This is a genomic window from Roseateles sp. GW821-FHT09H10 (assembly GCF_059415865.1).
Genome location: NZ_JBWKOB010000003.1, coordinates 555,985 through 579,588 on the forward strand (window position 1 = coordinate 555,985; position 23,604 = coordinate 579,588).

The window sequence follows — 23,604 nt, forward strand, 5'->3', positions numbered from 1 at the left end:
TTTGGCGATGCTCCTCAGTTATGTCGCTGCTGGGAACTCTACTTTCATTGACTTCTCCCTGGCGGTATTCAATGGCGCATCGTGCGCCGTCAGTACATTTTGCTCGAGGTCATCTAGAGGAGGAAACTGCGGAGCTTTCCTGTGGGGCCCAGTTCACCGAGGCGTTGCACGAGAGGTCTAGGCGCTATCAGATGCAGGCTCTGTTTCCACCTTGGTATCAGCTGACACTGTTGCGGGTCTCTTTCGTTGAAGACCAATCATTGCCAGTATTCGATCTAGCAAACCTGGTGCATTGTCTATTTGAGGCATCTTGACGCCCGCGCGCTCAATCATTTCCTGGAATGGGCTACCGTGAACCTCTCCGTTGACTAGCCGAATAGGCAGCTCGTCAAGTCGGCTTAGGGCTGTGCCAAACAGCTGTGCCTGAAAACGTTTGTCCAGTTGGACGGCTTCATTTCTATATCCTTCGTAGGCTGCTGAAAGAGATGCTTTGTATGCGTAGTCCTCCGACAGGCGAAATCTTTGACCTATCTGCTTGGTCGCCACCCAGCCCATCCAAACCGCCGGTGTGATCGCAAGTGCAGCTAGCAAGGCATTAATCACAACAACGCCCCAATCGGGATTTTTTCCAATAGCACTGTGAATAGCCATGAATCGGTCGTGGCCGATTAATCCTGCGACAAACAAGCTTGCTAAGAGAGCAAGCAGCCAAACGCCCACAGAATTTTCGAGTGCCGTAGCTCGTTCTTTGAATGATTTGGCTAAACTGTAGGAGGTTGAGCTCCGAAATGCTGCGTCAATGCGCTTCATCGCCTCGTCTGCTTTGTCGCCTTGTGCTTGCAGATGTTGCTGCAATTTATATATTTCAGCCACTGCTGCATCAGCTCTCTCACGCTCGCTTTCAATGCTTTCGGAAAAGTTCTGGACAAATTTCTGCCCTTTGTCCATTTCTTGCATTGTGAGGTCGAGAGACTCGGCGGCGTCATACGCGCGTTCGATTTTTGACGCCTTTTCTTCAACCTCGGTTATTCGGTTGGTGGCATTTTCTAACCGCGCCATGGTTGCATTTAGGGTGCGGCGCGTTGCAAGCGGTATGCCAGACGCAGCTCGAAATTGATTAAGAGTTGCAAGTGCTGGTACCCTCTGCATCAAGGTTGTCAGCAAAGTTGCAATAGCTTCTGTGGCATCTTTGCCGCCTGCTAAATTTGGGGCATTGTGGGTGGTTGCTAGATTTACCTTGCTCGCGAAATTTGAAAATTTAGCCTGTACAGCAGGCGAGGCATTGCTCCAATCAATCAACTCAATCGTTTCTATTACGTTTTCAGCGAGCTCTATCAGATCCTCTCTATCGACTGCTGGCGCTTGCCAACCCCAGTTCGCGGTAGGTACGGCCGCAAATCCTTGTGCTCGTAACGCTGCTTGAAGCGCTTGTAGCGCTACGACAAGACCACCATCAGACATATGCATCCCCCTAGTTTTGTGGGGAATTCTTGCTCTTCGAACGCTTGCGTTGAAGCCCAGAGTAAACCCGCATTGGCCGACTAGCGCGCACGCTGGCCTTCGAGGGTTAGCCACTTGTGCTAGGAGATTGAGTCGCAAATGGCGGTTCTGACATGAGCTGGCTTCTAGGTTGGACTCACTGCTCACCCAGCTTGACCGATTTGGTCTTCGCCCACAGCTAAGGCTCCGCGCGTCATATCCAGACGCTCCCATTGGCTAGCAGTCGGAAACTGCTGGCATGCCTGCCGCCGCCTTCCCTTTCCCGACCACCCCCTCCGCCCTATCCGGCCTCAAAGTCATCGAACTCGGCCAGCTGATCGCCGGCCCCTTCGCCGCCAAGACCCTGGCTGACTTCGGCGCCGAAGTCATCAAGATCGAGCAACCCGGCGCCGGCGACCCGCTGCGCAAATGGCTGCTGCTGCTGGATGGCACCTCGGTGTGGTGGCAGGTGCAGTCCCGCAACAAGCGCTCGCTGGCGCTGGACCTGCGCACGCCCGAGGGCCAGGACATCGTGCGTCGGCTGGCGGCCGAGGCCGATGTGCTGATCGAGAACTTCCGCCCGGGTGCGATGGAGGGCTGGGGCCTGGCGCCTGAAGACCTGCTGGCCGCCAACCCGCGGCTGATCGTGCTGCGCGTCAGCGGCTATGGGCAGACCGGCCCCTACCGCGACCGGCCAGGCTTTGCCGCCGTGGCCGAGGCGATGGCCGGGCTGCGCCACCTGACCGCCGAGCCGGGTCGCGTGCCGGTGCGTACGGGCGTCAGCATCGGCGACACGCTGGCCGCGCTGCACGGCGTCATCGGCATCCTGCTGGCGCTGCAGCACCGCCATGCCACCGGCCAGGGCCAGGTCATCGACGTGGCGCTGTACGAGGCCGTCTTCAACTGCATGGAAAGCCTGCTGCCCGAATACAGCGCCTTCGGCGTGGTGCGCGAACCGGCCGGCAGCGCCATGCCGGGCATCGCACCCAGCAATGCCTATCGCTGCGCCGACGGCGGCTATGTGCTGATCGCCGGCAATGGCGACAGCATCTTCTGCCGGCTGATGACCCTGATCCAACGCGACGACCTGGGGCAGGACCCCGCGCTGGCTGACAACGCCGGCCGTGTGGCCCGCGTGTCAGAGATCGACGCGGCATTAGGCGTCTGGGCCGCGCGGCGGACCGTGGACGAGGTGCTGCAGGCGCTCGAAGGCGCCGACGTGCCGGCCGGGCGCATCTACACGGTGGCCGACATCGCCGCAGATCCGCACTACCACGCGCGCGGCATGCTGCAGCAGGTGCAGCTGCCCGGACTGCCTGAGGGCCGGGCCCTCGACGTGCCCGGCATCTGCCCCAAGCTGTCGGCCACGCCGGGCGGTCAGCGCCGCAATGCGCCGGCCCTGGGCCAGGACTCGGACGCGGTGCTGAGAGAGCTGGGGCTGAGCGACAAGCAGATCGGGCAGTTGCGGGCGCAGGGCATCGTTCAGTAAGCCGCGGTGCCCTCAACCGTGCTGCAACAGATCCCCCAACACCGCATGCTCCCCATCCCGGCGGTCGAGCCCCGGCGCGTCGTACAGCACCCGCCAGCTCGGCTGGCCGCCCGAGAGTTCGGCCAGGAGGTCGCAGATCGCCTCGGCGCGGGTGATGTACGCCCATGCTCCTAGGAGCAGGAAGTGCTTGCGCAACAGCCGGCGGCTGTCGTCCAGCGGCACGCGGCGCAGGTGACCCTTGGAATGAAGCGCTTCTGCCTGACGCCCGAAGCGGTATCTGCGGGCTGACGATGAGGCGATGGCCTTTCCCAATATTCACCCGATTTGAGGGGTGGCCGCGTTGCTGAGGCGGATAGAGTGTCGCCCGCCTGCGCAGCAGGAATCTGACAAGACTATGGGGAGGGAAGAACAATGCGTGTGAGCGTATGGGCAAGCATGGGTGCTTGCGTGATGTTGGCGGCGTGTGGTGGTGGTGGTGGTGGTGGCGCGAGTGCGCCAGTCGCGCCGGCCCCGAAGGTGCAGCTGTCTGCGAGTGCCAGCGTTGCGGAAGTTCGTGGGGACTACGACGTTCCGCAGTCGTTCACCGTCAAGATCAGCAACACCGGTGAAGTGGCGGTCACGAACATCACCATCAATCCGTCGAGCGAGGCTGCCTCCCTCCAACTGAAGACAAATGCATGCCAGGCCATCGTCTTGGCGGTTGGCAAGGACTGCGAGTTGACCTACGCCTTGTCAGCGAAGTCGGCCGTTCAAGGAACGCAGAAGTTCGACATCCTGTTCGCGCAGGACGGCAAGGCGCTTCAACAGCAGTTGAGCCTGCCATTTGTGCTGACCGAATCCACCTGGACTTCGGTGAAGCCATGGGCAACCTATCAGGGCAATGCTTCGCATACCGGCTATGTGCCGATCACGCTGGTGCCGGATCGCTTCAAGCTGGCTTGGGAACGGTTTGCCGATCCGTCTGCGGCACGGGTGACAGCAAGTGCCGGAGATGCCGACCGTGTTTATGTCGCTGGTCGGCGCATGGACGGAAAGTCGTTCGTCACGGCGCTGGCGACCAAGGACGGTGCGACTCAATGGATCTATGACATGGGAGCGCTGGATGGTGTTTACGCCCCGGCCATTGACGGCGATGAGGTCTACCTCGCTTCCAGCGGGCACTCGAACACCTACCTTTGGAAGGTGCACGCCCGCACCGGCGCGCTGCAGGCCCGCACGGCGTTTGGCAACCAATGGTCCGACTATCTGGCACCCGTGGTCTTCGATCAGCAGGTCTACGCTCAGGCGGGCTACTACGGTGGGGTTGCGGCCTATCAGCGTGCAGGGGCAGAGTCCCTGTGGTTCACTTCATTGAACCAGTACGACGGCTGGACGCCTGCGGTGGATGCCAAGTACGCGTATGCGTACACGGGCGAGTACCAGCCCAAGTTGAGCGTTCTCGACCGGATGACCGGTGCCGTTGTGTTCGAGATTGCCGATCGCAACTTCAACTGGATGGGCTGGACCATGGACGCCTCGCCTGTCCTGAACGAAGACGCCACCCGCGTGTTCGTGACGCAGGCTGGCAGGGCCTTGGCGTTTGACCTGACCGGGCGCGCGGTGAGTTGGGAGAAGACGGGCGGCTATCAGGGCCAACCTTCCTACGCGGCAGGGGAGCTCTACCTGAAGGCCAACAATTCCACCCAGATCAGTGCACTCGACCCAGCAACGGGCACAGCGCGTTGGCTATGGGTGAGCCCGGAGCGTATCGTCAGCGACATCATCGTCACTCGGAGTCACTTGTTGGTCGCGACAGAAGCCAAGGTGTATGCGATCCAGTTGAGCGATCGCAAGGTGTCTTGGACCTATGCGGCCACGGGCCAGCTCGCGCTGGCCAATAGCGGGCTCCTCGTGGTCACCGGCGCCAACGGCAAAGTGACCGCCATCTCGATGCGCTAGCGCGGAACGACCAGCGGGTGGAGGTGAGCCGGCGGACCCCACGGCTCGGCCGGCTGAATCCGCTGGGTGCTGCGTTCATCCCAAGCTGCAGCCCCCAACGTCACAACCCCGCGAACGGATCGCGCCAGGCGGGCAATCTGCGGGCAGCCGCTCAGGCCCCGCTCGACCCCCTGGCCAGCGGCGCCCCGGCGCCCTGCCAGCGGGAAGTCGCCTGCCTCGTGGAAGCGCAGAAGCTCGGGCCCCGCGAAAGCCCCAGCCCGCCGTATCCGCGGGCCTCACGGTGCGGGCAGCCGGCCCAGCATCTGCGGGTCGGCCGCGCTCCACCGCATCGCCACGCCTTCGCCCGAGGCCGGGTAGACGCCGCTCAGCCCCGTCACCGTCACCTGGTGGGTGACGACCACCAGCACACCCGGTCCGCGCCAGCCCGCGAGCAGCGTGCGGGCCTGCCGGAGCAGTTCGGCTTCGCGGCCGGGCTCGCCGAAGAAGGAAGCGAAGGCCGGCTGCGCCTGCACCGGCACGCCGTCGAAGGCCAGCCGCGCCGTCTCCAGCGTGCGGCACCAGGGCGAAGCCCAGACGGCCGCGACGGGCAGGGCGCCGAGGCGCTGGCGCAGCGCCTCGCCCATGCGGCGGGCCTGTGCGCGGCCTGCGTCGCTGAGGTTGCGCTGGGTGCTGCAGTCGCCCGGCGTCATGCCCGGCGGGTCGCCGCCGCCGGGCGCGAGCGCGTGCCGGTAGAGCACCACATCGCCATCGCGCAGGTCCAGCGACCAGGCCGGCACCCATGCAAGGAGCAGCAGCGCAACGACGGCAGTTCTCATGCGGCGGATTCTGCTTGACCCGCATCACCGGACCCGGAGGGTGAGCTGCAAACCCCGCGAGGCAAGCGGCGAGATTGGCCGGAGCCCCGGGAACGACGCCTTCGTCGTACAGACGTATTTCCAGCCTGCCAAGGATCAATGGCCATTAGGGACTGACGAGCGCCGGGCCGGCGCGTAGCGTCGGGCCACCGACAAGGAGCCCGTCATGCGCCATAGCCTCGCCCTGCTGCCTCTCGTCCTGGCCTGCCTGCCCGCCTTCGCTGCCGAGCTGAGCCAACAGAACCTCGGCTCCACGGGCGTTCTCGTGTCGAGCTGTGGCGGCATGGCCACCGGCGCCTTCCCGACCGAAGGCAACCTGTTCGACTGGCAGGCGGGCAAGTCCAACTGCAATGCCGCTTCAACCACCACGGTGGGGCAGCAGTTGGCGACCAGCGGCGCCTACAACCAGGCGTCGCCCTCCGTCCAGACGGACGCACAAGGCAACGCCACCTACGGCTCGGTCGGCATGCATGCCCATTTCCGTGCCAATGCCAGCGCCGGCTTCGCGGCGGCCGAGAGCACGGCCGGGTGGACCGACACCTGGACGCTGACGCCGGCCAACCCGGCCCTGATCGGCCAGAACGCCGTGCTGAGCTTCAGCATCCATCTCGATGGCGTCCTCGACGGGCTGCCCATCGGCAACAGCTACACGCGCATCGGCAGCCAGGTCTGGCTCAACAACGCGGCGGTGGCCGGGCAGAGCTTCCGCCGCCAGGGCCAGGGCCAGGGCGGCTTTCCCTTCCACCTGGTGATCGACCAGGACGTCAGCTTCAGCGTCACGGTTAAGCTCGGCACGCCTTTCGAACTGGGCGTCTTCTCGCGCGCTTCCGCGGGCACGGCGGGCGCCGGGCCGAACTGGTTCAGCGAGGCCACGAGCGACTTCGCCAGCACGCTGACCTGGCAAGGCATCAGTGGCGTCAGCGTGGCCGGCAACGCCATCGGCTACACGCTCAGCAGCGAGAGCGGTGTGGACTGGACCGTGCCCTATGCGCCGGTGCCCGAGCCTTCCGTGGCGCTGCTGCTGGCCGGTGGCCTGCTCGCGCTGGCGCTGCGTCGGCGCCGCTAAGCCTGCTCCACCGGCATCGCAAAGCCCAGCACCAGCCGCATCAGCGACTGCTCCAGCGCTTCGCGGTCCAGCCCACCGGCCGCATGGGCCGTGATGGCGGCGCGCATCACACCCGCCACTGCATGCGTGAGCACGAAGGCGTCGCTGCGTGACAGCGGCGGCATGACCACGCCGGCGCCGGTCACGCCGTCCGTGGAGAAGGACGTCATCAGCCGCTCGAGCAAGGGCTGCAGCAGGCCCGCGCCGCCGCGCTCCAGTGAATAGCGCATCAGGCGCTGGTGCGCCAGCTTCCTGCCGCCGTAGGCATCCAGCACCGCGCCCAGCATGGCGCCGATGCGTCCGCCAAGCCGGGTTGGCGGCGTCTGCATCACCTCCAGCACGCGTTCCGACAGGCCGCTGAGCTCGCGCGTCAGCAGGGCCTGGAACAGCGCGTCCTTGTCCGGGAAGTACTGGTAGAGGGTGCCGATGCTGACGCCGGCCAGCCTGGCGATGGCGTTGGTGCTGAGCTGCGCGGGTTCCTGCTGTTCGAGCAGCCGGGTGGCGGCTTCGAACATGAGTTCGACCTTTTGCTGGGAGCGCTCCTGGCGCGGTGAGCGGCGCCTAAGTGCTTGATCTGGAGCGTCTTTTCTCTGCATGGCCGGGGGCGCGAACGCGAGTCGCTAAACATGAGCTGTGCTCATATTATTTCCCGCATCGACCCGCCGCAACGCGAATGCATCCCCCATGAACCTCAGCCAGCCCACCGGCCCCAGCCGGATCACCGACGCCCTCGGGCGAATGAACGACAACTTCGGCCGAGGTGCCGCATGAACGGTGCGCGCCTGAAGCAGTTGCTGCGCAACAAATGGGCGCGCCGGGCGATGGCCGCCAGCATGGTCGTCAAGGCGCTGCTGGTGGCGGTGGCCGTGCTGGGCGCCGTGGACCACGCACGGGCATGGCCCTTGCCGGTCGGGGCTTCACCCAGCCCAGGCCAGTGCCATGACTCGCAAGCAAGTTCTCTTCATCCAGGGAGGCGGTGAGGGCGCCCACGCCTCCGATGCGCCGCTGGCCGCTTCGCTGCAGCAGGCCCTCGGCGCCGGCTACGACCTGCACTTCCCGCGCATGCGCGGCGAGGACGATCCCAGCCTGGAGCCCTGGAAGCAGCAGATCGGCGCCGAGCTGGCGCGCCTGCGCGATGCGGTGACGCTGGTGGGGCATTCCCTGGGCGGGGCCATGCTGCTGGACTATCTGGCGGAGCGGACGCCACCGCTCGCCATCGACGCGCTGGTGCTGCTGGCCGCGCCGGCCTGGGATGGCGAAGCCTGGGCCTTCGACGAACTCGTGCTGCCGGACGACCTGGCCGACAGGCTCGCCTTCATCCCGCGGGTGATCCTCTACCACTGCCGCGATGACGAGGTGGTGCCCTTCGCCCACCTGGCCCGCCACGCGGCCAAGCTGCCGCAGGCGGTCGCCGTCGCGTTCGCGCGCGGCGGCCATCAGTTCGGCAACGAACTGCAGGCCATCGCCGCGGACCTTCGCGCAGCACATGCGAGCCAGCAGCGGGCCGCTCTGGGCTGAGGCTGCTGCACACCTCGTTTGAGGGTGCAACACCCTGTCGGGCTTCTTGACAATCCCCTGCTTACCGAACGGCGTAATAGGTGTAAGTTATTGATCTTCTTCTTGATTTCTGAGTTGGCCCGTCAATTGCTTTGTTGTTGCAAGGCCTGATTTCCAGCGCTGCCAACCGAGAATCACGATGAACAAGAACTTCAAGATCGCCTCCCTGGGCCTGGCCCTGGCACTCTCGATGGCCCAGCAGGCCAACGCCGACATCGTCTACAACGTCAGCGAGTCCTTTGGCGGCGGCACCATCACCGGCACCCTGACCACCGATGGCAGCCTGGGCTTCATCAGCAACAAGGCCCAGATCCTCGACTGGAACCTCACGCTCAGCAACGCCAACGGTTCGTCCACCCTGAACAGCGGCAACGCGACCCTCTACTCGAGCAACTTCCGCTTCTCCGCGACGGCCAGCGACCTGACCTTCGACCACTCCTTCGGCAACTACTTCCTGGTCTACGAAAACAATCTGGTCGGCTTCTGGTGCCTGGAAGGCGTGAACAACGGCTGCGCCGGCTACGCCAGCGAGTCGGTCTTTGCCGTCAACGTCAATGGCAATCGCCAGTACGTCAACAGCGGCCGCGGCCACGAGTCGGTCTTCTCCAGCGGCAACACTAACCACGTTCCCGAGCCTTTCACGCTGGCCCTGGTCGGCATTGGCCTCGTGGCTGGCGCCGTCGCCCGCAAGACGCGCTGAGCGCTTCCCGCGCTCGCCGAGAACGCCCCGCACTGCGGGGCGTTTTTCATGGCGGCAGTGCGGGCCGCCTCAGCGCGACACGATCATCCGCAGCCCCAGGCCGACGAAGATCGTTCCCGCCAGCCGATCGAGCCAGGGACCCACGCTGGGCCGGCGGTTCAGCCAGGCGCCAACGCTGCCCGAGAAATAGCCCAGCAGGCCGAACAGCACGACGGCCTGGGCCGTGAACAGCAGCCCGAGCAGCCCCAGCTGCCACTCCACCTGCCCCTGGGACGCGACGACGAACTGCGGCAGGAAGGACAGGAAGAACAGCACGACCTTGGGGTTGATGGCATTGGCGATCAGCCCCTTCACGAACACGCGCTGCAGGGATGCGCCGTCACCCGTGTCGCTGCTCAGCTGCACCTTGCCGGCATGCCGCCAGGCCTGAACGCCCATCCACACCAGATAGACGCCGCCCGCCACCTTCAAGAGCGTGAAGGCCAGCGGCGACGCCGCCACCAGGGCGCTGACGCCGATGACGGCCAGCAGGGTGTGGCTCAGGCAGCCCAGCGCGCAGCCCAGGCCGAAGGCGATGCCTGCCCGCCGCCCGCGCGACATGCCCATGCTCAGCACCATCAGGTTGTCGGGACCGGGCGTGGCGGTCAGCACCAGGGCGGTGGCAAGGAAGGCGAGGGTTTGGGCGAGGGTCAGCATGGCGGCATGCTAAGGGCGGCCGTGGCGACCCGCCCTCGGCGCTAGGGGAGGGCGGCACGCGGGCTCAGCCGCATGGACCAGGGCTTCTCGATCCGCAGCCACATCTCGTCGATCTCCTTGCCACGTTTCCTGGACGGCGACTCCTTGGCCGCCGCCAGGGCCATGCACAGCCGCATCTGGTGGGCGATCTCTCTGCCCTTCTCAGGGATCATTTCCGTTTCCCGGTACGCCCTCTCCAGTTCAAGGAGGAGGTTCTCCTTCCTCGGGATCGAGCACGCCCGGTCTTCCTTCTCCCGGCACCGTGCGAGGTGGCGGAGTCTCTTGGAGATCTCGTCAGGACCGGTCAGGCGTTCCGGCTCCGCCAGCTGTTCGCTGTCCTTGGCGACCGGCCATTGATAGGACAGCGCCACGGCCGCAGGGAAGGTCCGGCTCACGATGTCGGCATGCATCAACAGCTGGGACCGCAGCTCCTCGTGCTTCTCTTCGTCCTTCTCCTGAACCCCTTTGGCGGCGCTGCGCAGCCGGCGCCAGAACCGCTCCGGCCAGGTCCAGTTGGCCAGGCTGGAGAGTTCCGTCCTCTGGCTGTCCACGCTGTAGTCCAGCGGCCCCGGGACCTGCTCGGGCACATGGACCTTGCAGTCGTAGGGCGTGGGCTCGAGAGGGACGGCGGTCGACCTGAAGCCGATGTCGCCATTGGCTGCCTGTTCGAACTGCAGGGTCCGCAAATAGACGGGCGGATCGGCCAGGCTGCCGGTATTCAACTCCACCATCCCCTTGTACCTCTCGCCGTGATGGGCGAACTCGCCGTCGTGGGTGTGCGACGTGATGAGGAAGTTCAGGGAGCGCCGGTCGTTCACCAGCTTCTGCCAGGCGATCTCCTGCCGCAAACTCAGGTGCCAGCTTTCGATCGGGTAGTGGGTGACGAAGAAATACCTGTCATTCACGCCCAGCCGGCCCGTGAGCGAACGGGCGGCCGTGAGCTGTTCCTTCAGCAAGCCGCCGGAGACGCCGGCGGTCGAGATGCGACCGTTGTCCAGCAGGTCCCTGTAGTTGGACGAGTCCAGCAGCAAGGCATAAATGGCCGTGCCGGCCTGGTCGGCGGCGGGTAGCCGGACCAGCTGGACGATGAAGGATTCCCAGGGTTCATCGCGGGAAATCCGGGCCACCCAGCAATGCATGCCGTCCGCCTTGCATTGCACCCCCTGGCCGGCATCGACGCCTGGACCCAACAGCCGGAGATAGGCCTCGATGACATCGTTCTTGCGGAAGGGCGTGTGCAGCGCCGGCGTTCTCATCCCCGCATTGCAGAGCTTGACCCAGTCTTCATCGGTGACCACACGACCGTACTCGGGTGGGTAGAGATTGCCGGCGAGGTAGCCGTCATGGTTGCCCGGCGTGTAGACCCAGGTCGTCGGGCCCGGCGCACCCATGCGACTCATGACGCGCGCGAATCGCTGCCATTCGGTGCTGCAGGAAAGGTCGAGGGCGTCGCCGGCATGCAGCAGCAGCGAGAGCTGCCCTTCTTTTGAATGGGCGATGGCAATGGCCCGCTGCAGCACATCGTCGGCGCCGATGACCTGCTGGGCGCTGCGGATGGTCACCTCGGTGAACTCGTCGCCGCTGCCTTGCAGCACGGGGCTGGGATAGCCGCGGCTTTCATGGAACTGGGTGTCCGAGATCAGGCCGATCTTCCGGGTGATGGGCCTGGCGGCGGTCGAGTCCCAGGAGTCCAGCTTTTTGTCGCTGACGGGATCCTTCACCGTGCTGGCGCAGCCCGCGAGCAAGATCCCCAGCACCGGCAGCCAGATGCATTTCATCGATGTCCTCCCTTGTGGCGCCCACTCTAGAAGCCGGCGCCGAGGGCCAGACGGACCGGGGCCGCGAATTCATCACTGCTGTTGAACGGCGGGGCCCATCGCGTTGCGGGAACGGCACATCGGCCGCCCGCGTGAGGCCGCCCCCGGCCTCAATCCCGGAACGTCGGCGTGCCCTTGCCCGCCATCATGGCCTGGGTGAGGTCCTCGCTCATCAGCATGGCCGCGTTCCAGGTGGCGATGTAGTTCAGGCCGTCGGCGACGGAATGGTCGCGGGCGTAGTTCAGCATCTCCTTGGTGCCGCGGACGGACAGCGGCGACTTGGAGGCGATGGCGGCGGCGATCTCGCGCACACCGGCCTGCAGGGCCTCGCGGCTGTCGAACACGCGGTTGACCAGGCCGATCTCGCGCGCCTCGGCGGCCTCCACGCGCCGGCCCGTGAAGGCCAGTTCGCGCACCAGGCCCTGGGAGCCGACGATCTTGGGCAGGCGCTGCAGCGTGCCCACGTCGGCCACCATGCCGATGTCGATCTCCTTGATGGAGAAATAGGCGTCGGCGCTGCAATAGCGCATGTCGGCGCAGCAGATCAGGTCGATGCCGCCGCCCACGCAGGCGCCGTGGATGGCCGCGAGCACGGGCTTGCGGCAGCGCTCCAGGCTGGTCAGGGTGTCCTGCATGTCCAGGATGACGCGGCGCAGGCTCTCGCGGGTGCGGCCGTCGCAGGGGTCCTGGATCTGCGGCGCGATGCCCATCATCATCTGCAGGTCGATACCAGCGGTGAAATGCTTGCCTTCGCCCTCCAGCACGGCCACGCGGGCCTCGGCCTGGTCGTCGATCCAGTCGAAGGCGCGGCGGATGTCCTGCCACATCGCGGCGTTCATCGCATTGGCCTTGTCGGGCCGGTTCAGGCGGGCGGTGGCGATGTGGTCCTGGATGGTGACGGTGAGGGTTTCGAGTTGCATGGTCGGCTGGGGTGCGCGGGCGAAACCCCCATCATGCCCGCCAAACCCCTGCGGACCTGTCGCCACCGGGCCAGCACCGATACTTGAGCCCATGATCCACGCCACCAAACGCATTGCCGGCGGCGCCGGCCTCGCCGCCGTGCTCGTCAAGCGCGCCCCCACGCTCGAACTCGATTGGGACGCCCGCAGCAAGAGCCGCTTCTCGGCCACCGACTCCAGCGGCCGCGAGATCGGCGTCGTGCTGCCGCGCGGCACCTCGCTGCGTGGCGGCGACGTGCTGGTGGCCGAGGACGGTTCGCTGCTGCGCGTCATCGCGGCCGCCCAGCCCGTGCTGCAGGTGCGCCACTGCGCCGAACACGGCTCGCCTTTTGACCTCCTGCGCGCCGCCTACCACCTGGGCAACCGCCATGTGCCGCTGGAACTGCAGGCGGACCTGCTGCAGTTCGAACCCGATGCCGTGCTGGCTGACATGCTGCGCCGCCAGCACTTGATCGTGACCGAGACCCAGGCCGCCTTCGAGCCTGAGGGCGGGGCCTATGGCGAGGGCGCCGGGCACGGCCACCACCATGGGCATGAGCACCACGACCACGGCCATGCGCACGACCACGCGGCAGCGCCCGCGCCGGCCCGCAAGCCGCTGGCGATTCCCGTCAAGGCGCATGACGACGGCCATGTGCACGGGCCCGGTTGCGGCCACGACCACTGAAGCGCGAAGCCGGCATGTCGCCGGCACTTTTCCCCTCGCATCCTAGGTGTCGTCATCGGTGCGGATGCGACGTGTCTCGCAGTTAGCATGCCGCCCGCCGCGAAGCCGCCATGAGCGGCGCCGCGCGGCGTTTCGACATCCAAACGAGCTAGGGAGTGGCTTTGAAGTACCTTCGTCCTGTTCTCGCCGGCCTGGCCATCAGCCTGCCGATGGCCGCCTGGGCCCAAGCCGCCTCCGATGCGGCCTTGGCCAACTACATCAGCCCGACCCTGGGCGCTGGCAAGGTGGGCCTGCATTGCCCGCCCAACACCAGCTGCAGCCCCGTGGAGACGGCGCTGTCCGTGCGGCTGGGCCACCGTTTCGATTCGGCCTGGGCCGTGGAGCTGGGCTATACCGACATCTCGGCCGACTTCGGCTTTGTGCAGCGCTACTCGGCCGCGGTCAAGAGCACCAGCCTGGGCGCGGCCTTCAGCCTGCCCCTGTCGGACACGGTCAGCGCGCAGCTGCGCGCGGGTGCGGCCTCGCACCGGCTGAGGTTCCAGCCGCCGCACTCCCCGGGTGATGTCACGCCGTCCTCGGTGTCCAAGAGCTCGCTGAAGCCCTATGTGGGGGTGGCGGCATCGTGGCAGTTCGCGCGTCGCTGGAGCGCGCATGTCGACGCCGACTGGAGCCGGGCTGACCTGCGCGTCGGGGGCAGCAACAACCCCGACCAGACGGTCTCGGTGCGCTTCTACGGCGCCGGCGTCGCCTTCCACTTCTGACGACGAAGGCGGGGCGCGGGCCGGCGGGGCCAGAATCGCCCCATGTCCACGCCTGTCGCTCCCGCCTCGCTGCTGCATCTGCTCTGGCTGGCCTCGCCGGCCCTGCCGGTGGGTGGCTTCAGCTATTCCGAGGGCCTGGAGGCGGCCGTCGATGCCGGCCTCGTGCATGACGAGGCCAGCGCCGGCGACTGGCTGCTGAACCAGCTCGAACTCGTGCAGGCGCGGGCCGAGCTGCCGGTGGCCGCCGCCGCGCATGCCGCCACACTGGCCCTGGACGCTGCCCGGCTGACGGAACTCAATGTCTGGGTGCTGCAGACCCGCGAGACCAGCGAGAGCCTGCAGCAGGCCAGCCAGATGGGGCGCAGCCTGCTGGCCTGGATGCAGGGGCTGATGCCCGAGGCGCCGGTGCTGCCGCTGCTGAAGGCCTTGAAGCCCGCACCGACCTGGCCCGTTGTCATGGGCGCTGCCGCCGCCTCGCGCGGGGCGGAGCTGGAGCCGGCCCTGCAGGCCATCGCCTTCGGCTGGGCCGAGAACCTGGTGCAGGCGGCCGTGCGCTGCGTGCCCCTGGGCCAGAGCTCGGGCCAACGCCTGCTGGCACGCCTCGTGCGAGCCATTCCTGAAGCTGTTGCGACCGCCCGGGCCGCGCCCGAGCCCCTGGCCTTCGCGCCTCTGCTCGGCGTCTTCGGCGCCCGCCACGAAACCCAGTACTCACGCCTGTTCAGATCATGACTGCACCGCTGCACGCCATTCCCAACCGCACCAAGAAGCTCCCGCCGCTGCGCGTCGGCGTCGGTGGCCCGGTCGGCTCCGGCAAGACCACCCTCGTCGAGATGCTGTGCAAGACCATGCGCGAGCGCTGGGACCTGGTCGTCGTCACCAACGACATCTACACCAAGGAAGACCAGCGCCTGCTGACCGTGGCCGGCGCGCTGGCGCCCGAGCGCATCATGGGCGTGGAGACCGGCGGCTGCCCGCACACCGCCATCCGCGAGGACTGCTCCATCAACCTCGAGGCCGTGGACCGCATGCTGGAGAAGTTCCCCGATGCCGATATCGTCTTCGTCGAAAGCGGTGGCGACAACCTCGCGGCCACCTTCAGCCCCGAGCTGTCCGACCTGACCATCTACGTCATCGACGTGGCCGCCGGCGAGAAGATCCCGCGCAAGGGCGGCCCCGGCATCACCAAGAGCGACCTCTTCGTCATCAACAAGACCGACCTGGCGCCGCATGTGGGCGCCGACCTGGACATCATGCGCAGCGACACGGCGCGCATGCGGCCGGTCAAGCCCTGGGTCATGACCAATCTCAAGACCCGCGATGGCCTGGCCGAGGTCGTCGCCTTCATCGAGAAGAAGGGCCTGCTTGTCGGCTGACCCCATCCGCTGGCCGGCGCGGCTGACGTTGAGCGCTGCGCGCGACGGCGCCAACGCCACCCGCGTCCACGCCCGCCACGACGGCCCGCTGCGCCTGCTGAAGACCCTCTACCCCGAGGGGCCCGGCGTCGCGCACGCGGTGCTCGTGCACCCACCCGGTGGTCTGGTCGGTGGCGACCGCCTGGACATCCATATCGACGTGCAGGCCGGCGGCCATCTGCTGGTGACGACGCCGGCGGCGACGCGCTTCTATCGCTCCAATGCGGGAGAGGCGGCGCAGGTGGTGCAGGCCACGGTGGGCGAGGGCGCGCGCCTGGAGTGGCTGCCGCAAGAAACGCTGGCCTACCCCGGCTGCATCGCCCGCAACGAGGTCAGGCTGGAGCTGGCGCCGGGGGCCAGCCTGTTCGCCAGCGAGGTGCTGGGCCTGGGCCTGCCCGCCGCCGGCCAGGCTTTCGACAGCGGCCGGCTGCTGCAGCACCTGGAGATCGGCGGCCGCTGGCTGGACCGCGGCTGGCTGGACGCCGGCGACAAGGCCCTGCTCGACGGCCCCTGCGGCCTGGCAGGCCATCGCGTGCTGGGCACGCTGGTCTATGCGCAGGGCAGTGCGCTGCCCGACGTGGAGGCGCTGCTGACCCACAGCCGCGCCTTGCTGGAAGGCGAGCCGCGCAGCGGCATCACCCACCTGGCCGGTCCGCGCGGCAGCGTGCTGCTGGCCCGCGTCATCGGCGACGAGGTCGAGACCGTGACGCTGGCGCTGCGGCGGGTGAGGGCGCTGTGGCGCCAGCAGCTATGGGGCCTGGGGGCGAGTGATCCCAGGATCTGGGCGACCTGAATCCGCGCTCAGCGGATCACAGCGCCCGCCATGTCGGAATGCTATGGCGAGCCAGGGCGGTGACCCAGTCAGGCTCGCCCGGCACGAAGGCGATGCCGAAGGCCGGGCTGACGAGAAAGCCCGCGCGTTCAAAGGCCTCGGCATCCTGGGCGAGCACAAAGCCGGCCAGCGCGGCGAAGGGAATGGCCACCGTGTCCAGCTGCAGCACCGGTGCACGCCTCGTGATCTCTTCCAGGCGGCCGTTGTCCTGGAAGCGCAGCACGCTGTGGCCGTAGTCGTAGGCGTTCAGGGCCACGTTGTTGCGCGAACAGCGGTTGGGCGGGCCCAGACGGGCCACCAGGTCCTCGGCCGTCAGGCCGAAATCCATGTCGCCAAAGGCGGTGAAGGGCTGCAGGCGCAGCGCCATCAAAGCCGCCCGCGCATGTCGATGCTGGCCGCCTCGATCAGGGCCCGCAGCGCGGCCTCGTCGACGGGCTCGCCGGGCCTGAGCTTGACGTGGCGCATGGACTTGCCGGTGCCCTGCAACAGGCCGGCGGGGTCGGCCAGGTCCGCACCCTTGAAAAAGCCCACGTTGACGTGGGCCGTGAAGGCGTTGACGTAGCCGAAGGCCTTGTCGGCGATGCAGGCGGTCGGGTGGCCGTCGTGCAGAAGCTCGCGCACATCGGCGCCGCAGCGGCGCATGGCGTCAAACCAGTGCCGGGCGATGTCGCCCAGCTCGGCCGGTCGGGCCGCCAGCCAAGCTTCGATGCCTGGCTCATGCGGCACCGCGGTCGGGAAACGCATCAGCTTTTCCATGACCGCGGATTGTCGGCGCTCAGTCGCCGGGGATCTGCTGGCGCAGCTTGACCTTGGTGTCGGAGTTCTTGCGCATCTTGATGTTGATCATCTCGACGCCCAGCGAGAAGGCCATCGCGAAGTAGATATAGCCCTTGGGCACATGGTGGCCGAAGCCTTCCGCGACGAGCACCACGCCGACGACGACGAGGAAGCTCAGGGCCAGCATCTTGATGGTCGGGTGGTTGGACACGAAGCGGCCGATGGGGCCGGCGAACAGCATCATCAGACCGACCGAGGCAATGACGGCGGCGATCATGATGCGCACGTCATCCACCATGCCGACGGCGGTGATGATGGAGTCCAGCGAGAACACCAGGTCGATGATCATGATCTGAATGATGGCCGCGCTGAAGGCAGCGGAGGCCGCCTTGCCGGTGCTCGGGGCTGCCTCGTCCTCGCCTTCCAGCGAGCCGTGGATCTCGACGGTGCTCTTCCAGATCAGGAAGAGGCCGCCGCCGATGAGGATGATGTCCCGGCCCGAGAAGCCCATGCTGAAGATGTGGAACAGCGGCTCCGTCATGCCGACGATCCAGGCCAGCGTCATCAACAGGCCGATGCGCATGAACATGGCCATGAAGAGGCCCAGGCGACGCGCCTTCTCCTGCTGCGCCTTGGGCAGCTTGTCCACCAGGATGCTGATGAAGATGATGTTGTCGATGCCCAGCACCAGCTCCAGCGCGGTCAGCGTGGCGAGAGCGATCCAGGTCTGCGGGTTGGAGAGCAGTTCGATCATGGCGGGCGGCGCTTTGTTCTGAAAACCCGGCATTGTCGCCAGTTCAGCCCGGCGGCCAAAGCCAGCCGCGGCCTGAGCGACAGTTCGGTTTTACTTGCGGTATGGGCGCCGCTAGCCGGGGCGCGGCCCGGCCCCTGTCCCGGGGGTGACTGTGGCGCGCCCGCAAGCGCCCGGATGGCGGCGGCCCGGGAATTGACCTACAACCCGGCCATGCAGCCCATCGCCGCAGTCAGCGCCGAACACCCTCTGCAGGGCGCCGAGGTCGATGCGGCCCTGAGCAATTCGCGCCTGGTGTCGGTCTGCGAGACGAGCAACCCCGACGAAGCCCAGGCCGTGCTCTGCGGTGTCTATGGCCCACATGCGCTGCGCGTGCAGGACGAGACCACGCTGGCGCTGAAGCTGCGCGGCGCCGAGTTCGCCCGGCTGCACCTGGGCGAGGTGCGCTATGGCACCTCCACCCGCATGGCCATGCCGCGCGCCCACGGGCACTGGGTGTTCTCCTATCTGCGCCAGGGCGAGGTCTGGCGCAGCGGTGACCGCGAGCTCTATGGCGCGGGCGACGCCGGCGTCATCGCGCCGGACGAGATCCATGGGCTGGAGATGTCCGGCGACATGGAATTGCTGAACCTGCGCGTCGACGACGCCGACATGGGCAGCGCCTGCCGCAGCCTGCTCGGCTCCGACCTGGCCCACCCGCTGCGCTTTGCCGACCACTGCGGCGCCGGCGGCGCGCCGGTGGCGGCCCTGCTGCGGGTGCTGGGCCATCTGGCGGCCACGCCGGCCTATCCGCATGCGGCGGCCCAGCGCCTGGAGACCAGCCTGCGCGACGCCGCCCTGTTCGAGTTGCTGCTGGCCTGGCCCAACAGCTACACCCGTGGCCTGGATGCGCCGGCCGCCCTGCCGCTGTCGACGCGGCGAGCGCGCGACTACATCCACGCCCATGCGGCCGAGGCGCCTTCGGTGGCCGACATCGCCGAGGCCGCCGGCGTCGGTGTGCGGGCCCTGGCGCGCGGCTTCGAGCGCCACTTCGGCGTGTCGCCGCAGCGCTATCTGCAGCAGTACCGGCTGGATCGCGCGCGCGAGGATCTGCGCACGGCGGCACCCGGCGTCACGGTGACCTCCGTGGCCGCGCAATGGGGCTTCTGGCAGCTCGGCAGCTTCGCGGCCCGCTACCGCGAGCGCTTCGGCGAATCGCCCAGCCAGACCCTCAGCCGGCGCTGAGCTCGCGCCGAAGTTCCGATTCGGCACATCGCGCTGCCGATTCGCCATAGCCGGCCAATGCGCCGCTCGCGACCATGCCTGCACGCCGCCACCTAGACGCGGCGACCGGAGACAGAGCATGAAGACAAGACTCAGCCCCATCGCGCTGGCCGTCGCATCCACGCTGGCCGCCGCCCAGTCCGCCCCCGAGACCACCCAGCAGATCGAGCGCGTCGTCATCACGGCCGAGCGCCGCGTGACCGTGCTGGACACCACGCCCGCCGCCATCACGGCCCTGAATGGCGCCCGCCTGGCCGAGCGCGGCGACACGGGCCTGGCCGACCTCGTCATGCTCAGCCCCAACACCGCGGTGACCAACGGGCAGGGCGCCACCCAGCTCTTCATCCGCGGCATCGGCAATGTCTTCATCCTGGCCGGTGGCGACCCCGGCGTGGCGCTGTACAGCGACGGCGCCTATGTGTCCGACCAGACCAGCTCCAACACCGCACTCTTCGACACCCAGCGCGTCGAGATCCTGCGCGGCCCGCAAGGCGCTCTCTACGGGCGCAATGCCACCGGCGGCGCGGTCAACATCATCTCGGCCCTGCCGACCAGCAGCTTCCAGTCCCGGCTGGGCCTGCTGCTGGGCAGCGACAGGCGGCGCGAAAGCGAAGGCTTCGTCTCGGGCCCGCTGGCGCAGGGGCTGGAAGGGCGGCTGTCCTACCAGGTCAAGGAGGCCAACGGCTACACCCGCAACCCGCTGGCCGAGGGGCCGCGGCGCCTGGACGACCAGTCCAGCCGCGCCTTGCGCGCCCAGCTGCAATCCAGCCTCGGTGGCAACGGTACGCTGCGCTTTGTCGCCGGCCACTACCGCGAGCACAACGCCGGCATGAGCGTGCCGGTGCTGCCCGATCCGGTGTCCATCCCGGTGCTGCTGTACGGCGTCACGCAGAGCAGCGACCCGCGCGTCGTCAAGAGCCAGGACTCGAGCAACCGCGTCGATGTCAACACGGCCCAGGCCCTGCTGGAGATGCCAGTCGGCAGCAACACGCTGAGTGCGTCTGCCAGCTGGCGGCGCAGCAAGGTCGACCGCCTCTGGGACAGCGACACCACCGAGGCGGCCGTCACGACCTCGGGTTTCGTGACCGGCAGCACCGACAAGAGCGTCGACGTCCATCTCGCCTCGGACGAGGCCAGCCCGCTGCAATGGCTGGTCGGCGTCACGGCCCTGCAGTTCGACCAGAGCCAGGACATCAGCATCCTGACCCAGGTGCCGCTGGGCTTCATCGTGCCCGGCGCGCCCATGACCGTGCCCTTCCCGGGCGGTGTCGGCTTCCTGCTCGGCGGCACCGTGCACACCCGCTCCAGCGCCGCCTATGCCGACCTGCGCTACACGCTGAACCCGCGGTGGTCGCTGCTGGCCGGCCTGCGCGTCAACCGCGACAAGAAGAGTGCCGACGAATACCAGAACATCGCCGCCTTCGGCCTGGCCGGCACCGGCCACCCCAGCGACGGCTGGACCAGCACGCCGGGCAGCATCGGCATCGAATACAAGCCGGCCGCCGGGACGCTCGCCTATGCGCGCTGGGCGCATGGCTTCAAGTCGGGGGGCGTCAACCTCGGCGCCCTGCAGCCCGATCTGGTCAAGCCGGAGAAGGTCAGCAGCATCGAGCTGGGCTTCAAGACCGAGTTCCTGCAGCGCCGCGGCGTGTTCAGCGCGGCCGTCTTCAGCAGCCGCTACAAGGACATGCAGGTCTCCCAGGTCGGCCAGGCCACGACGCTGCTGGCCAATGCCTCAGCGGCCCGCATCGCCGGCGCCGAGATCGAGGCGGCGGTCAAGCCCGTCGCGCCGCTGACGCTGTCCATCGGCCTCGGCCTGATGGACCCCAAGTACACCGACTTCACCAACGTCGACCTGCGCAATGCGCCGACGACGCCGGTGAATGTGCGCGGCCGCCAGCTGGCGCAGGCGTCCAAGCAGCAAGTGACGCTGGGCGCCGAATGGGCCGGCAGCGTCGGCGATCTGCGCGCCACGCTGCGGGCCGACTACAGCTGGCGCAGCCGCTTCTATTTCACCGAGTTCAACACGCCGGACGCCATGCAGGGCGCCTACGGCCTGCTCAACCTGAGCGCCACGCTGCGCCCTGCGGCCGGGCCCTGGAAGCTCTGGGCCCATGTGCGCAACGCCGGCGACACGACGGCCCTGACCAGCATGAGCATCGCTTCGCCCTTGCTCGGCGCGGCCCGCCAGGTCACCTGGACGCCGCCGCGCCAGTTCGCCGTCGGCGCCAGCTACGACTTCTGATTCCTTCGCCAGGAGATCCCCATGAAACATCTGCTGGGCCACCACCAGGCCCGCTGGGAGCCGCTCGCCCATGCCTTTGACGCGCTGTTCGAGCGCGGCGACGACCTGGGCGCCTCGCTGGCCCTGACCGTCGAGGGCGAGCTGGTGCTCGACCACTGGGGCGGCTGGTGCGACGAGGCGCGCACCCGGCCCTGGGACCGCAACACGCTGACCCACGTCTGGTCCACGACCAAGACCATGACCTCGCTGTGCGCCCTGCTGCTGGCCGACCAGGGCGAACTGGACCTGGACGCGCCGGTGGCTGCCTACTGGCCCGAGTTCGCGGCCAACGGCAAGAGCGGCATCCTGGTGCGCGATGTGCTGGGCCACACCTCGGGCGTCAGCGGCTGGGAGCAGCCCATGGGCATGGGCGACCTCTGTGACTGGGAGCGCAGCACGGCCCTGCTGGCGGCCCAGTCGCCGTGGTGGACGCCGGGCAGCGCCTCGGGTTATCACGCGCTGAACTACGGCCATCTGGTCGGCGAGCTGATCCGTCGCATCACCGGGCAGAAGACCGGCGCGTTCCTGGCCAGCGAGCTGACGGGTCCGCTGGGCATCGATTTCCACATCGGCCTGCCGCCCGAGCACGACGGCCGCGTCGCCCGCGTCGTGCCGCCGCCGCCCGAGATCGTCGACCTGGCCGGCCTGGATCCGGCCAGCCCCATGGTGAGGACGCTGGCCAACCCCGCGCCCGATGCGGCCTACAGCCATCGCGAAGACTGGTGCCGGGCCGACATCGGTGCGGCCAACGGCCATGGCAATGCGCGCTCGGTGGCCCAGCTGCAGTCCATCGTCGCCTGCGAGGGCCTGCTGGCGGGCCGGCGCTGGCTCAAGCCGCAGACGGTGGATCGCATCTTCGACGTGCAGGCGCGCGGCATCGACCTCGTGCTCGGCGTGCCCCTGTGCATGGGCATGGGCTATGGCCTGCCCGAGCCGGCCACGCTGCCCTTCATCCCCGAGCAGCGCATCTGCTTCTGGGGCGGCTGGGGCGGCTCGCTGGTGCTGGTGGACGTGGAGAGGCGCATCTGCCTCGCCTACATGATGAACCGCATGGCGCCCGGCGTCGTCGGCGGGCCGAATGCGGCGGTGCTGGTGCAGGCCCTTTACGGCTGCTAGGGCTTCAGGACCTGCAGGGCATCAGCCATGTCCACGCCCTGCATCTGCCCCAGCCAGTGGTCGAACCAGGGCTTGTGGGAGGCGCCCACGACGGACAGCACGCGCGCACCGGGCCGTTCGCGGAAGGTCTCGAGGATGTTGGCCACCATGCGCAGGTTGCGGATCTCCCAGCCTGCCACCCACATCTGCGGATAGCCGTCCCTGGACTTGGCGCCCAACGTCGCCTTGACGTTCACGTCGGCCGTCACCTGCTGGTAGCCGGGCTCGTTCACATAGCGGTACAGGGGCAGCAGGTCGGCGGTCTGCTTGAGCGCGGCCGTCTTCTTCTCCAGCTCATCCAGCCCGGCGCGGCCGGCCGCCCATGCGGCCTGCACCTCGCGGCCGAAGCTGGCTTCGTCCTTGACCCGCACGTTGTCACCCGTGTGGTTGTCGGTGGCGTAGACCCGCTGCAGGCCCAGCCGCGCGGCCAGGCGGGCGGCGATCATGTAGTTCTCGTTGCGGTGCGTGGCAATCTTGCCCAGCAGCTGCACCAGGGGCGCGTCCAGGCCATCGCCGGCCTTGCGCTCTGCCTCGGGCAACTGCAGCCATTGGACATAGGCCGAGGCGCGGTCGTTGGCCGCCAGCAGTCGCGAGGCCAGGTGGCGGCGTTGCGCGGCCGTCGGCGCCGCGGGCCAGTCCGCCAGCAGCTTCTCGGCTTCGGCGATGGCGGCCGGCACCTCCAGCCCGGTGGACTTGCGGGCCACCTCGGTGCTGGGGCAGTAGTCGCTGCCATGGCGCGTCGGGTGGCGGGCGGCGAGGTCGCATTCCTCGCCCGTCATCGCCTCGATGGTGATGACGTCGGGCCTGAAGGCCGCGAGCTTGTCGAGGACGCCCTGCAGCCGGGCCGGGTCGAAGCCCTCGGGCAGTTCGCTCAGGTGCACGGTGCCCAGCACCAGCACCTGGGCCCGCGGTCCGGTCATGCCGCGATCCAGCTTCAGGTTGACCTGGGCCTGGGCCGCCAGCGGCAGGGCCAGGGCCAGGCTCCACATCCATGTCTTCTTCAGTTGACGCATTCGGTGATCTCGGGGCGTTGAGGGCAAAAGAAAACCCGCCAGCGGCGGGTGCGTTG

Annotated in this window: 24 protein-coding genes; 13 read left to right on the forward strand and 11 right to left on the reverse strand. The window is 67.6% G+C overall.

Features of this window, described 5'->3' with window-relative positions; all coding sequences use genetic code 11:
* Positions 1-177: 177 nt before the first annotated feature.
* Positions 178-1,467 carry a hypothetical protein gene (locus AC07OY_RS18120; RefSeq protein ID WP_495043999.1) on the reverse strand — a complete coding sequence of 430 codons (1,290 nt, stop codon included), beginning with the start codon at positions 1,465-1,467 and terminating at the stop codon, positions 178-180.
* A gap of 271 nt (positions 1,468-1,738) precedes the next feature.
* Here AC07OY_RS18120 and AC07OY_RS18125 point away from each other — a divergent pair, with 271 nt between their 5' ends.
* Positions 1,739-2,968, forward strand: coding sequence for a CaiB/BaiF CoA transferase family protein (locus AC07OY_RS18125; protein ID WP_495044000.1), 1,230 nt, complete (start codon positions 1,739-1,741; stop codon positions 2,966-2,968).
* 12 nt (positions 2,969-2,980) lie between these two features.
* Here the strand turns inward: AC07OY_RS18125 and AC07OY_RS18130 are convergent, their stop codons facing one another.
* Complete coding sequence (locus tag AC07OY_RS18130; RefSeq protein ID WP_495044001.1) at positions 2,981-3,280, reverse strand: hypothetical protein; 300 nt, start codon at positions 3,278-3,280, stop codon at positions 2,981-2,983.
* A 105-nt stretch (positions 3,281-3,385) separates the two neighbouring features.
* On the opposite strand from AC07OY_RS18130, the gene AC07OY_RS18135 reads away from it, so the two are divergent.
* A complete protein-coding gene (locus AC07OY_RS18135; RefSeq protein ID WP_495044002.1) occupies positions 3,386-4,906 on the forward strand; it encodes an outer membrane protein assembly factor BamB family protein in 1,521 nt (506 codons plus the stop codon).
* Between the two features lie 275 nt (positions 4,907-5,181).
* On the opposite strand, the gene AC07OY_RS18140 is transcribed toward AC07OY_RS18135, so the two are convergent.
* A complete protein-coding gene (locus AC07OY_RS18140; protein WP_495044003.1) occupies positions 5,182-5,721 on the reverse strand; it encodes a histidine phosphatase family protein in 540 nt (179 codons plus the stop codon).
* A gap of 205 nt (positions 5,722-5,926) precedes the next feature.
* Here AC07OY_RS18140 and AC07OY_RS18145 point away from each other — a divergent pair, with 205 nt between their 5' ends.
* The gene (locus AC07OY_RS18145) at positions 5,927-6,826 is read left to right on the forward strand and encodes a PEP-CTERM sorting domain-containing protein (protein ID WP_495044004.1); all 900 of its coding nucleotides are present in this window, start codon (positions 5,927-5,929) and stop codon (positions 6,824-6,826) included.
* On the opposite strand, the gene AC07OY_RS18150 is transcribed toward AC07OY_RS18145, so the two are convergent.
* Positions 6,823-7,380 (reverse strand): TetR/AcrR family transcriptional regulator, encoded by a 558-nt coding sequence (locus AC07OY_RS18150; protein ID WP_495044005.1) that lies wholly within the window; start codon positions 7,378-7,380, stop codon positions 6,823-6,825. The genes AC07OY_RS18145 and AC07OY_RS18150 overlap by 4 nt on opposite strands.
* A 424-nt stretch (positions 7,381-7,804) precedes the next feature.
* On the opposite strand from AC07OY_RS18150, the gene AC07OY_RS18155 reads away from it, so the two are divergent.
* Both AC07OY_RS18155 and AC07OY_RS18160 read left to right on the forward strand, forming a co-directional pair.
* A complete protein-coding gene (locus AC07OY_RS18155) occupies positions 7,805-8,383 on the forward strand; it encodes an alpha/beta fold hydrolase (RefSeq protein ID WP_495044006.1) in 579 nt (192 codons plus the stop codon).
* A 178-nt stretch (positions 8,384-8,561) separates the two neighbouring features.
* Entirely contained in the window at positions 8,562-9,122 is a 561-nt protein-coding gene (locus AC07OY_RS18160; RefSeq protein ID WP_495044007.1) for a PEP-CTERM sorting domain-containing protein, read from the forward strand.
* A 69-nt stretch (positions 9,123-9,191) separates the two neighbouring features.
* Here the strand turns inward: AC07OY_RS18160 and AC07OY_RS18165 are convergent, their stop codons facing one another.
* From AC07OY_RS18165 to AC07OY_RS18175, 3 genes are all read right to left on the reverse strand, one after another.
* Positions 9,192-9,818: a LysE family translocator gene (locus tag AC07OY_RS18165; RefSeq protein ID WP_495044008.1), complete on the reverse strand. Its 627-nt coding sequence runs from the start codon at positions 9,816-9,818 to the stop codon at positions 9,192-9,194.
* A 41-nt stretch (positions 9,819-9,859) separates the two neighbouring features.
* Positions 9,860-11,635: a metallophosphoesterase family protein gene (locus tag AC07OY_RS18170; protein WP_495044009.1), complete on the reverse strand. Its 1,776-nt coding sequence runs from the start codon at positions 11,633-11,635 to the stop codon at positions 9,860-9,862.
* A 149-nt stretch (positions 11,636-11,784) separates the two neighbouring features.
* On the reverse strand, positions 11,785-12,594 hold the full coding sequence (locus AC07OY_RS18175; protein WP_495044010.1) for a crotonase/enoyl-CoA hydratase family protein: 810 nt from the start codon (positions 12,592-12,594) through the stop codon (positions 11,785-11,787).
* Positions 12,595-12,685: 91 nt separating this feature from the next.
* Here AC07OY_RS18175 and ureE point away from each other — a divergent pair, with 91 nt between their 5' ends.
* The 5 genes from ureE to AC07OY_RS18200 all read left to right on the forward strand — a co-directional run bounded on the left by ureE (position 12,686) and on the right by AC07OY_RS18200 (position 16,266).
* Entirely contained in the window at positions 12,686-13,300 is a 615-nt protein-coding gene (ureE, locus tag AC07OY_RS18180; protein WP_495044011.1) for an urease accessory protein UreE, read from the forward strand.
* Between the two features lie 161 nt (positions 13,301-13,461).
* Entirely contained in the window at positions 13,462-14,061 is a 600-nt protein-coding gene (locus tag AC07OY_RS18185) for an outer membrane beta-barrel protein (protein WP_495044012.1), read from the forward strand.
* 42 nt (positions 14,062-14,103) lie between these two features.
* Positions 14,104-14,790, forward strand: coding sequence for an urease accessory protein UreF (locus AC07OY_RS18190; protein WP_495044013.1), 687 nt, complete (start codon positions 14,104-14,106; stop codon positions 14,788-14,790).
* Complete coding sequence (ureG, locus tag AC07OY_RS18195) at positions 14,787-15,434, forward strand: urease accessory protein UreG (protein WP_495044014.1); 648 nt, start codon at positions 14,787-14,789, stop codon at positions 15,432-15,434. The genes AC07OY_RS18190 and ureG overlap by 4 nt, the downstream gene beginning before the upstream one ends.
* Positions 15,424-16,266, forward strand: a complete 843-nt coding sequence (locus AC07OY_RS18200; RefSeq protein WP_495044015.1) for an urease accessory protein UreD — start codon at positions 15,424-15,426, stop codon at positions 16,264-16,266. Before ureG ends, AC07OY_RS18200 begins: the two co-directional genes overlap by 11 nt.
* A gap of 16 nt (positions 16,267-16,282) precedes the next feature.
* On the opposite strand, the gene AC07OY_RS18205 is transcribed toward AC07OY_RS18200, so the two are convergent.
* The 3 genes from AC07OY_RS18205 to AC07OY_RS18215 are packed head-to-tail and all read right to left on the reverse strand — an operon-like array spanning position 16,283 to position 17,836.
* Positions 16,283-16,672 (reverse strand): hypothetical protein, encoded by a 390-nt coding sequence (locus tag AC07OY_RS18205; protein ID WP_495044016.1) that lies wholly within the window; start codon positions 16,670-16,672, stop codon positions 16,283-16,285.
* On the reverse strand, positions 16,672-17,049 hold the full coding sequence (locus AC07OY_RS18210; RefSeq protein ID WP_495044017.1) for a DUF1801 domain-containing protein: 378 nt from the start codon (positions 17,047-17,049) through the stop codon (positions 16,672-16,674). The genes AC07OY_RS18205 and AC07OY_RS18210 overlap by 1 nt, the downstream gene beginning before the upstream one ends.
* A 31-nt stretch (positions 17,050-17,080) precedes the next feature.
* Positions 17,081-17,836, reverse strand: a complete 756-nt coding sequence (locus AC07OY_RS18215; protein ID WP_495044018.1) for a TerC family protein — start codon at positions 17,834-17,836, stop codon at positions 17,081-17,083.
* Between the two features lie 210 nt (positions 17,837-18,046).
* On the opposite strand from AC07OY_RS18215, the gene AC07OY_RS18220 reads away from it, so the two are divergent.
* From AC07OY_RS18220 to AC07OY_RS18230, 3 genes are all read left to right on the forward strand, one after another.
* Complete coding sequence (locus AC07OY_RS18220) at positions 18,047-19,057, forward strand: helix-turn-helix transcriptional regulator (RefSeq protein ID WP_495044019.1); 1,011 nt, start codon at positions 18,047-18,049, stop codon at positions 19,055-19,057.
* 118 nt (positions 19,058-19,175) lie between these two features.
* The gene (locus AC07OY_RS18225; RefSeq protein WP_495044020.1) at positions 19,176-21,341 is read left to right on the forward strand and encodes a TonB-dependent receptor; all 2,166 of its coding nucleotides are present in this window, start codon (positions 19,176-19,178) and stop codon (positions 21,339-21,341) included.
* Positions 21,342-21,362: 21 nt separating this feature from the next.
* Positions 21,363-22,496, forward strand: a complete 1,134-nt coding sequence (locus AC07OY_RS18230; protein WP_495044021.1) for a serine hydrolase domain-containing protein — start codon at positions 21,363-21,365, stop codon at positions 22,494-22,496.
* On the opposite strand, the gene AC07OY_RS18235 is transcribed toward AC07OY_RS18230, so the two are convergent.
* Positions 22,493-23,548 (reverse strand): DUF5694 domain-containing protein, encoded by a 1,056-nt coding sequence (locus AC07OY_RS18235; protein ID WP_495044022.1) that lies wholly within the window; start codon positions 23,546-23,548, stop codon positions 22,493-22,495. The two genes, AC07OY_RS18230 and AC07OY_RS18235, sit on opposite strands and share 4 nt — an antisense overlap.
* Positions 23,549-23,604: the final 56 nt, after the last annotated feature.

What these genes read in the sequence shown, in the direction of transcription:
- AC07OY_RS18220 (WP_495044019.1), top strand. Translation starts at nt 18,047, where the DNA reads ATGCAGCCCATCGCCGCAGTCAGCGCCGAACACCCTCTGCAGGGCGCC.
- AC07OY_RS18160 (WP_495044007.1), top strand. Translation starts at nt 8,562, where the DNA reads ATGAACAAGAACTTCAAGATCGCCTCCCTGGGCCTGGCCCTGGCACTC.
- AC07OY_RS18205 (WP_495044016.1), bottom strand. Translation starts at nt 16,672, where the DNA reads ATGGCGCTGCGCCTGCAGCCCTTCACCGCCTTTGGCGACATGGATTTC.
- AC07OY_RS18150 (WP_495044005.1), bottom strand. Translation starts at nt 7,380, where the DNA reads ATGTTCGAAGCCGCCACCCGGCTGCTCGAACAGCAGGAACCCGCGCAG.
- ureE (WP_495044011.1), top strand. Translation starts at nt 12,686, where the DNA reads ATGATCCACGCCACCAAACGCATTGCCGGCGGCGCCGGCCTCGCCGCC.
- AC07OY_RS18175 (WP_495044010.1), bottom strand. Translation starts at nt 12,594, where the DNA reads ATGCAACTCGAAACCCTCACCGTCACCATCCAGGACCACATCGCCACC.
- AC07OY_RS18125 (WP_495044000.1), top strand. Translation starts at nt 1,739, where the DNA reads ATGCCTGCCGCCGCCTTCCCTTTCCCGACCACCCCCTCCGCCCTATCC.
- AC07OY_RS18190 (WP_495044013.1), top strand. Translation starts at nt 14,104, where the DNA reads ATGTCCACGCCTGTCGCTCCCGCCTCGCTGCTGCATCTGCTCTGGCTG.
- AC07OY_RS18120 (WP_495043999.1), bottom strand. Translation starts at nt 1,467, where the DNA reads ATGCATATGTCTGATGGTGGTCTTGTCGTAGCGCTACAAGCGCTTCAA.
- AC07OY_RS18145 (WP_495044004.1), top strand. Translation starts at nt 5,927, where the DNA reads ATGCGCCATAGCCTCGCCCTGCTGCCTCTCGTCCTGGCCTGCCTGCCC.
- AC07OY_RS18230 (WP_495044021.1), top strand. Translation starts at nt 21,363, where the DNA reads ATGAAACATCTGCTGGGCCACCACCAGGCCCGCTGGGAGCCGCTCGCC.
- AC07OY_RS18210 (WP_495044017.1), bottom strand. Translation starts at nt 17,049, where the DNA reads ATGCGTTTCCCGACCGCGGTGCCGCATGAGCCAGGCATCGAAGCTTGG.
- AC07OY_RS18165 (WP_495044008.1), bottom strand. Translation starts at nt 9,818, where the DNA reads ATGCTGACCCTCGCCCAAACCCTCGCCTTCCTTGCCACCGCCCTGGTG.
- AC07OY_RS18215 (WP_495044018.1), bottom strand. Translation starts at nt 17,836, where the DNA reads ATGATCGAACTGCTCTCCAACCCGCAGACCTGGATCGCTCTCGCCACG.
- AC07OY_RS18140 (WP_495044003.1), bottom strand. Translation starts at nt 5,721, where the DNA reads ATGAGAACTGCCGTCGTTGCGCTGCTGCTCCTTGCATGGGTGCCGGCC.
- ureG (WP_495044014.1), top strand. Translation starts at nt 14,787, where the DNA reads ATGACTGCACCGCTGCACGCCATTCCCAACCGCACCAAGAAGCTCCCG.
- AC07OY_RS18235 (WP_495044022.1), bottom strand. Translation starts at nt 23,548, where the DNA reads ATGCGTCAACTGAAGAAGACATGGATGTGGAGCCTGGCCCTGGCCCTG.
- AC07OY_RS18225 (WP_495044020.1), top strand. Translation starts at nt 19,176, where the DNA reads ATGAAGACAAGACTCAGCCCCATCGCGCTGGCCGTCGCATCCACGCTG.
- AC07OY_RS18170 (WP_495044009.1), bottom strand. Translation starts at nt 11,635, where the DNA reads ATGAAATGCATCTGGCTGCCGGTGCTGGGGATCTTGCTCGCGGGCTGC.
- AC07OY_RS18155 (WP_495044006.1), top strand. Translation starts at nt 7,805, where the DNA reads ATGACTCGCAAGCAAGTTCTCTTCATCCAGGGAGGCGGTGAGGGCGCC.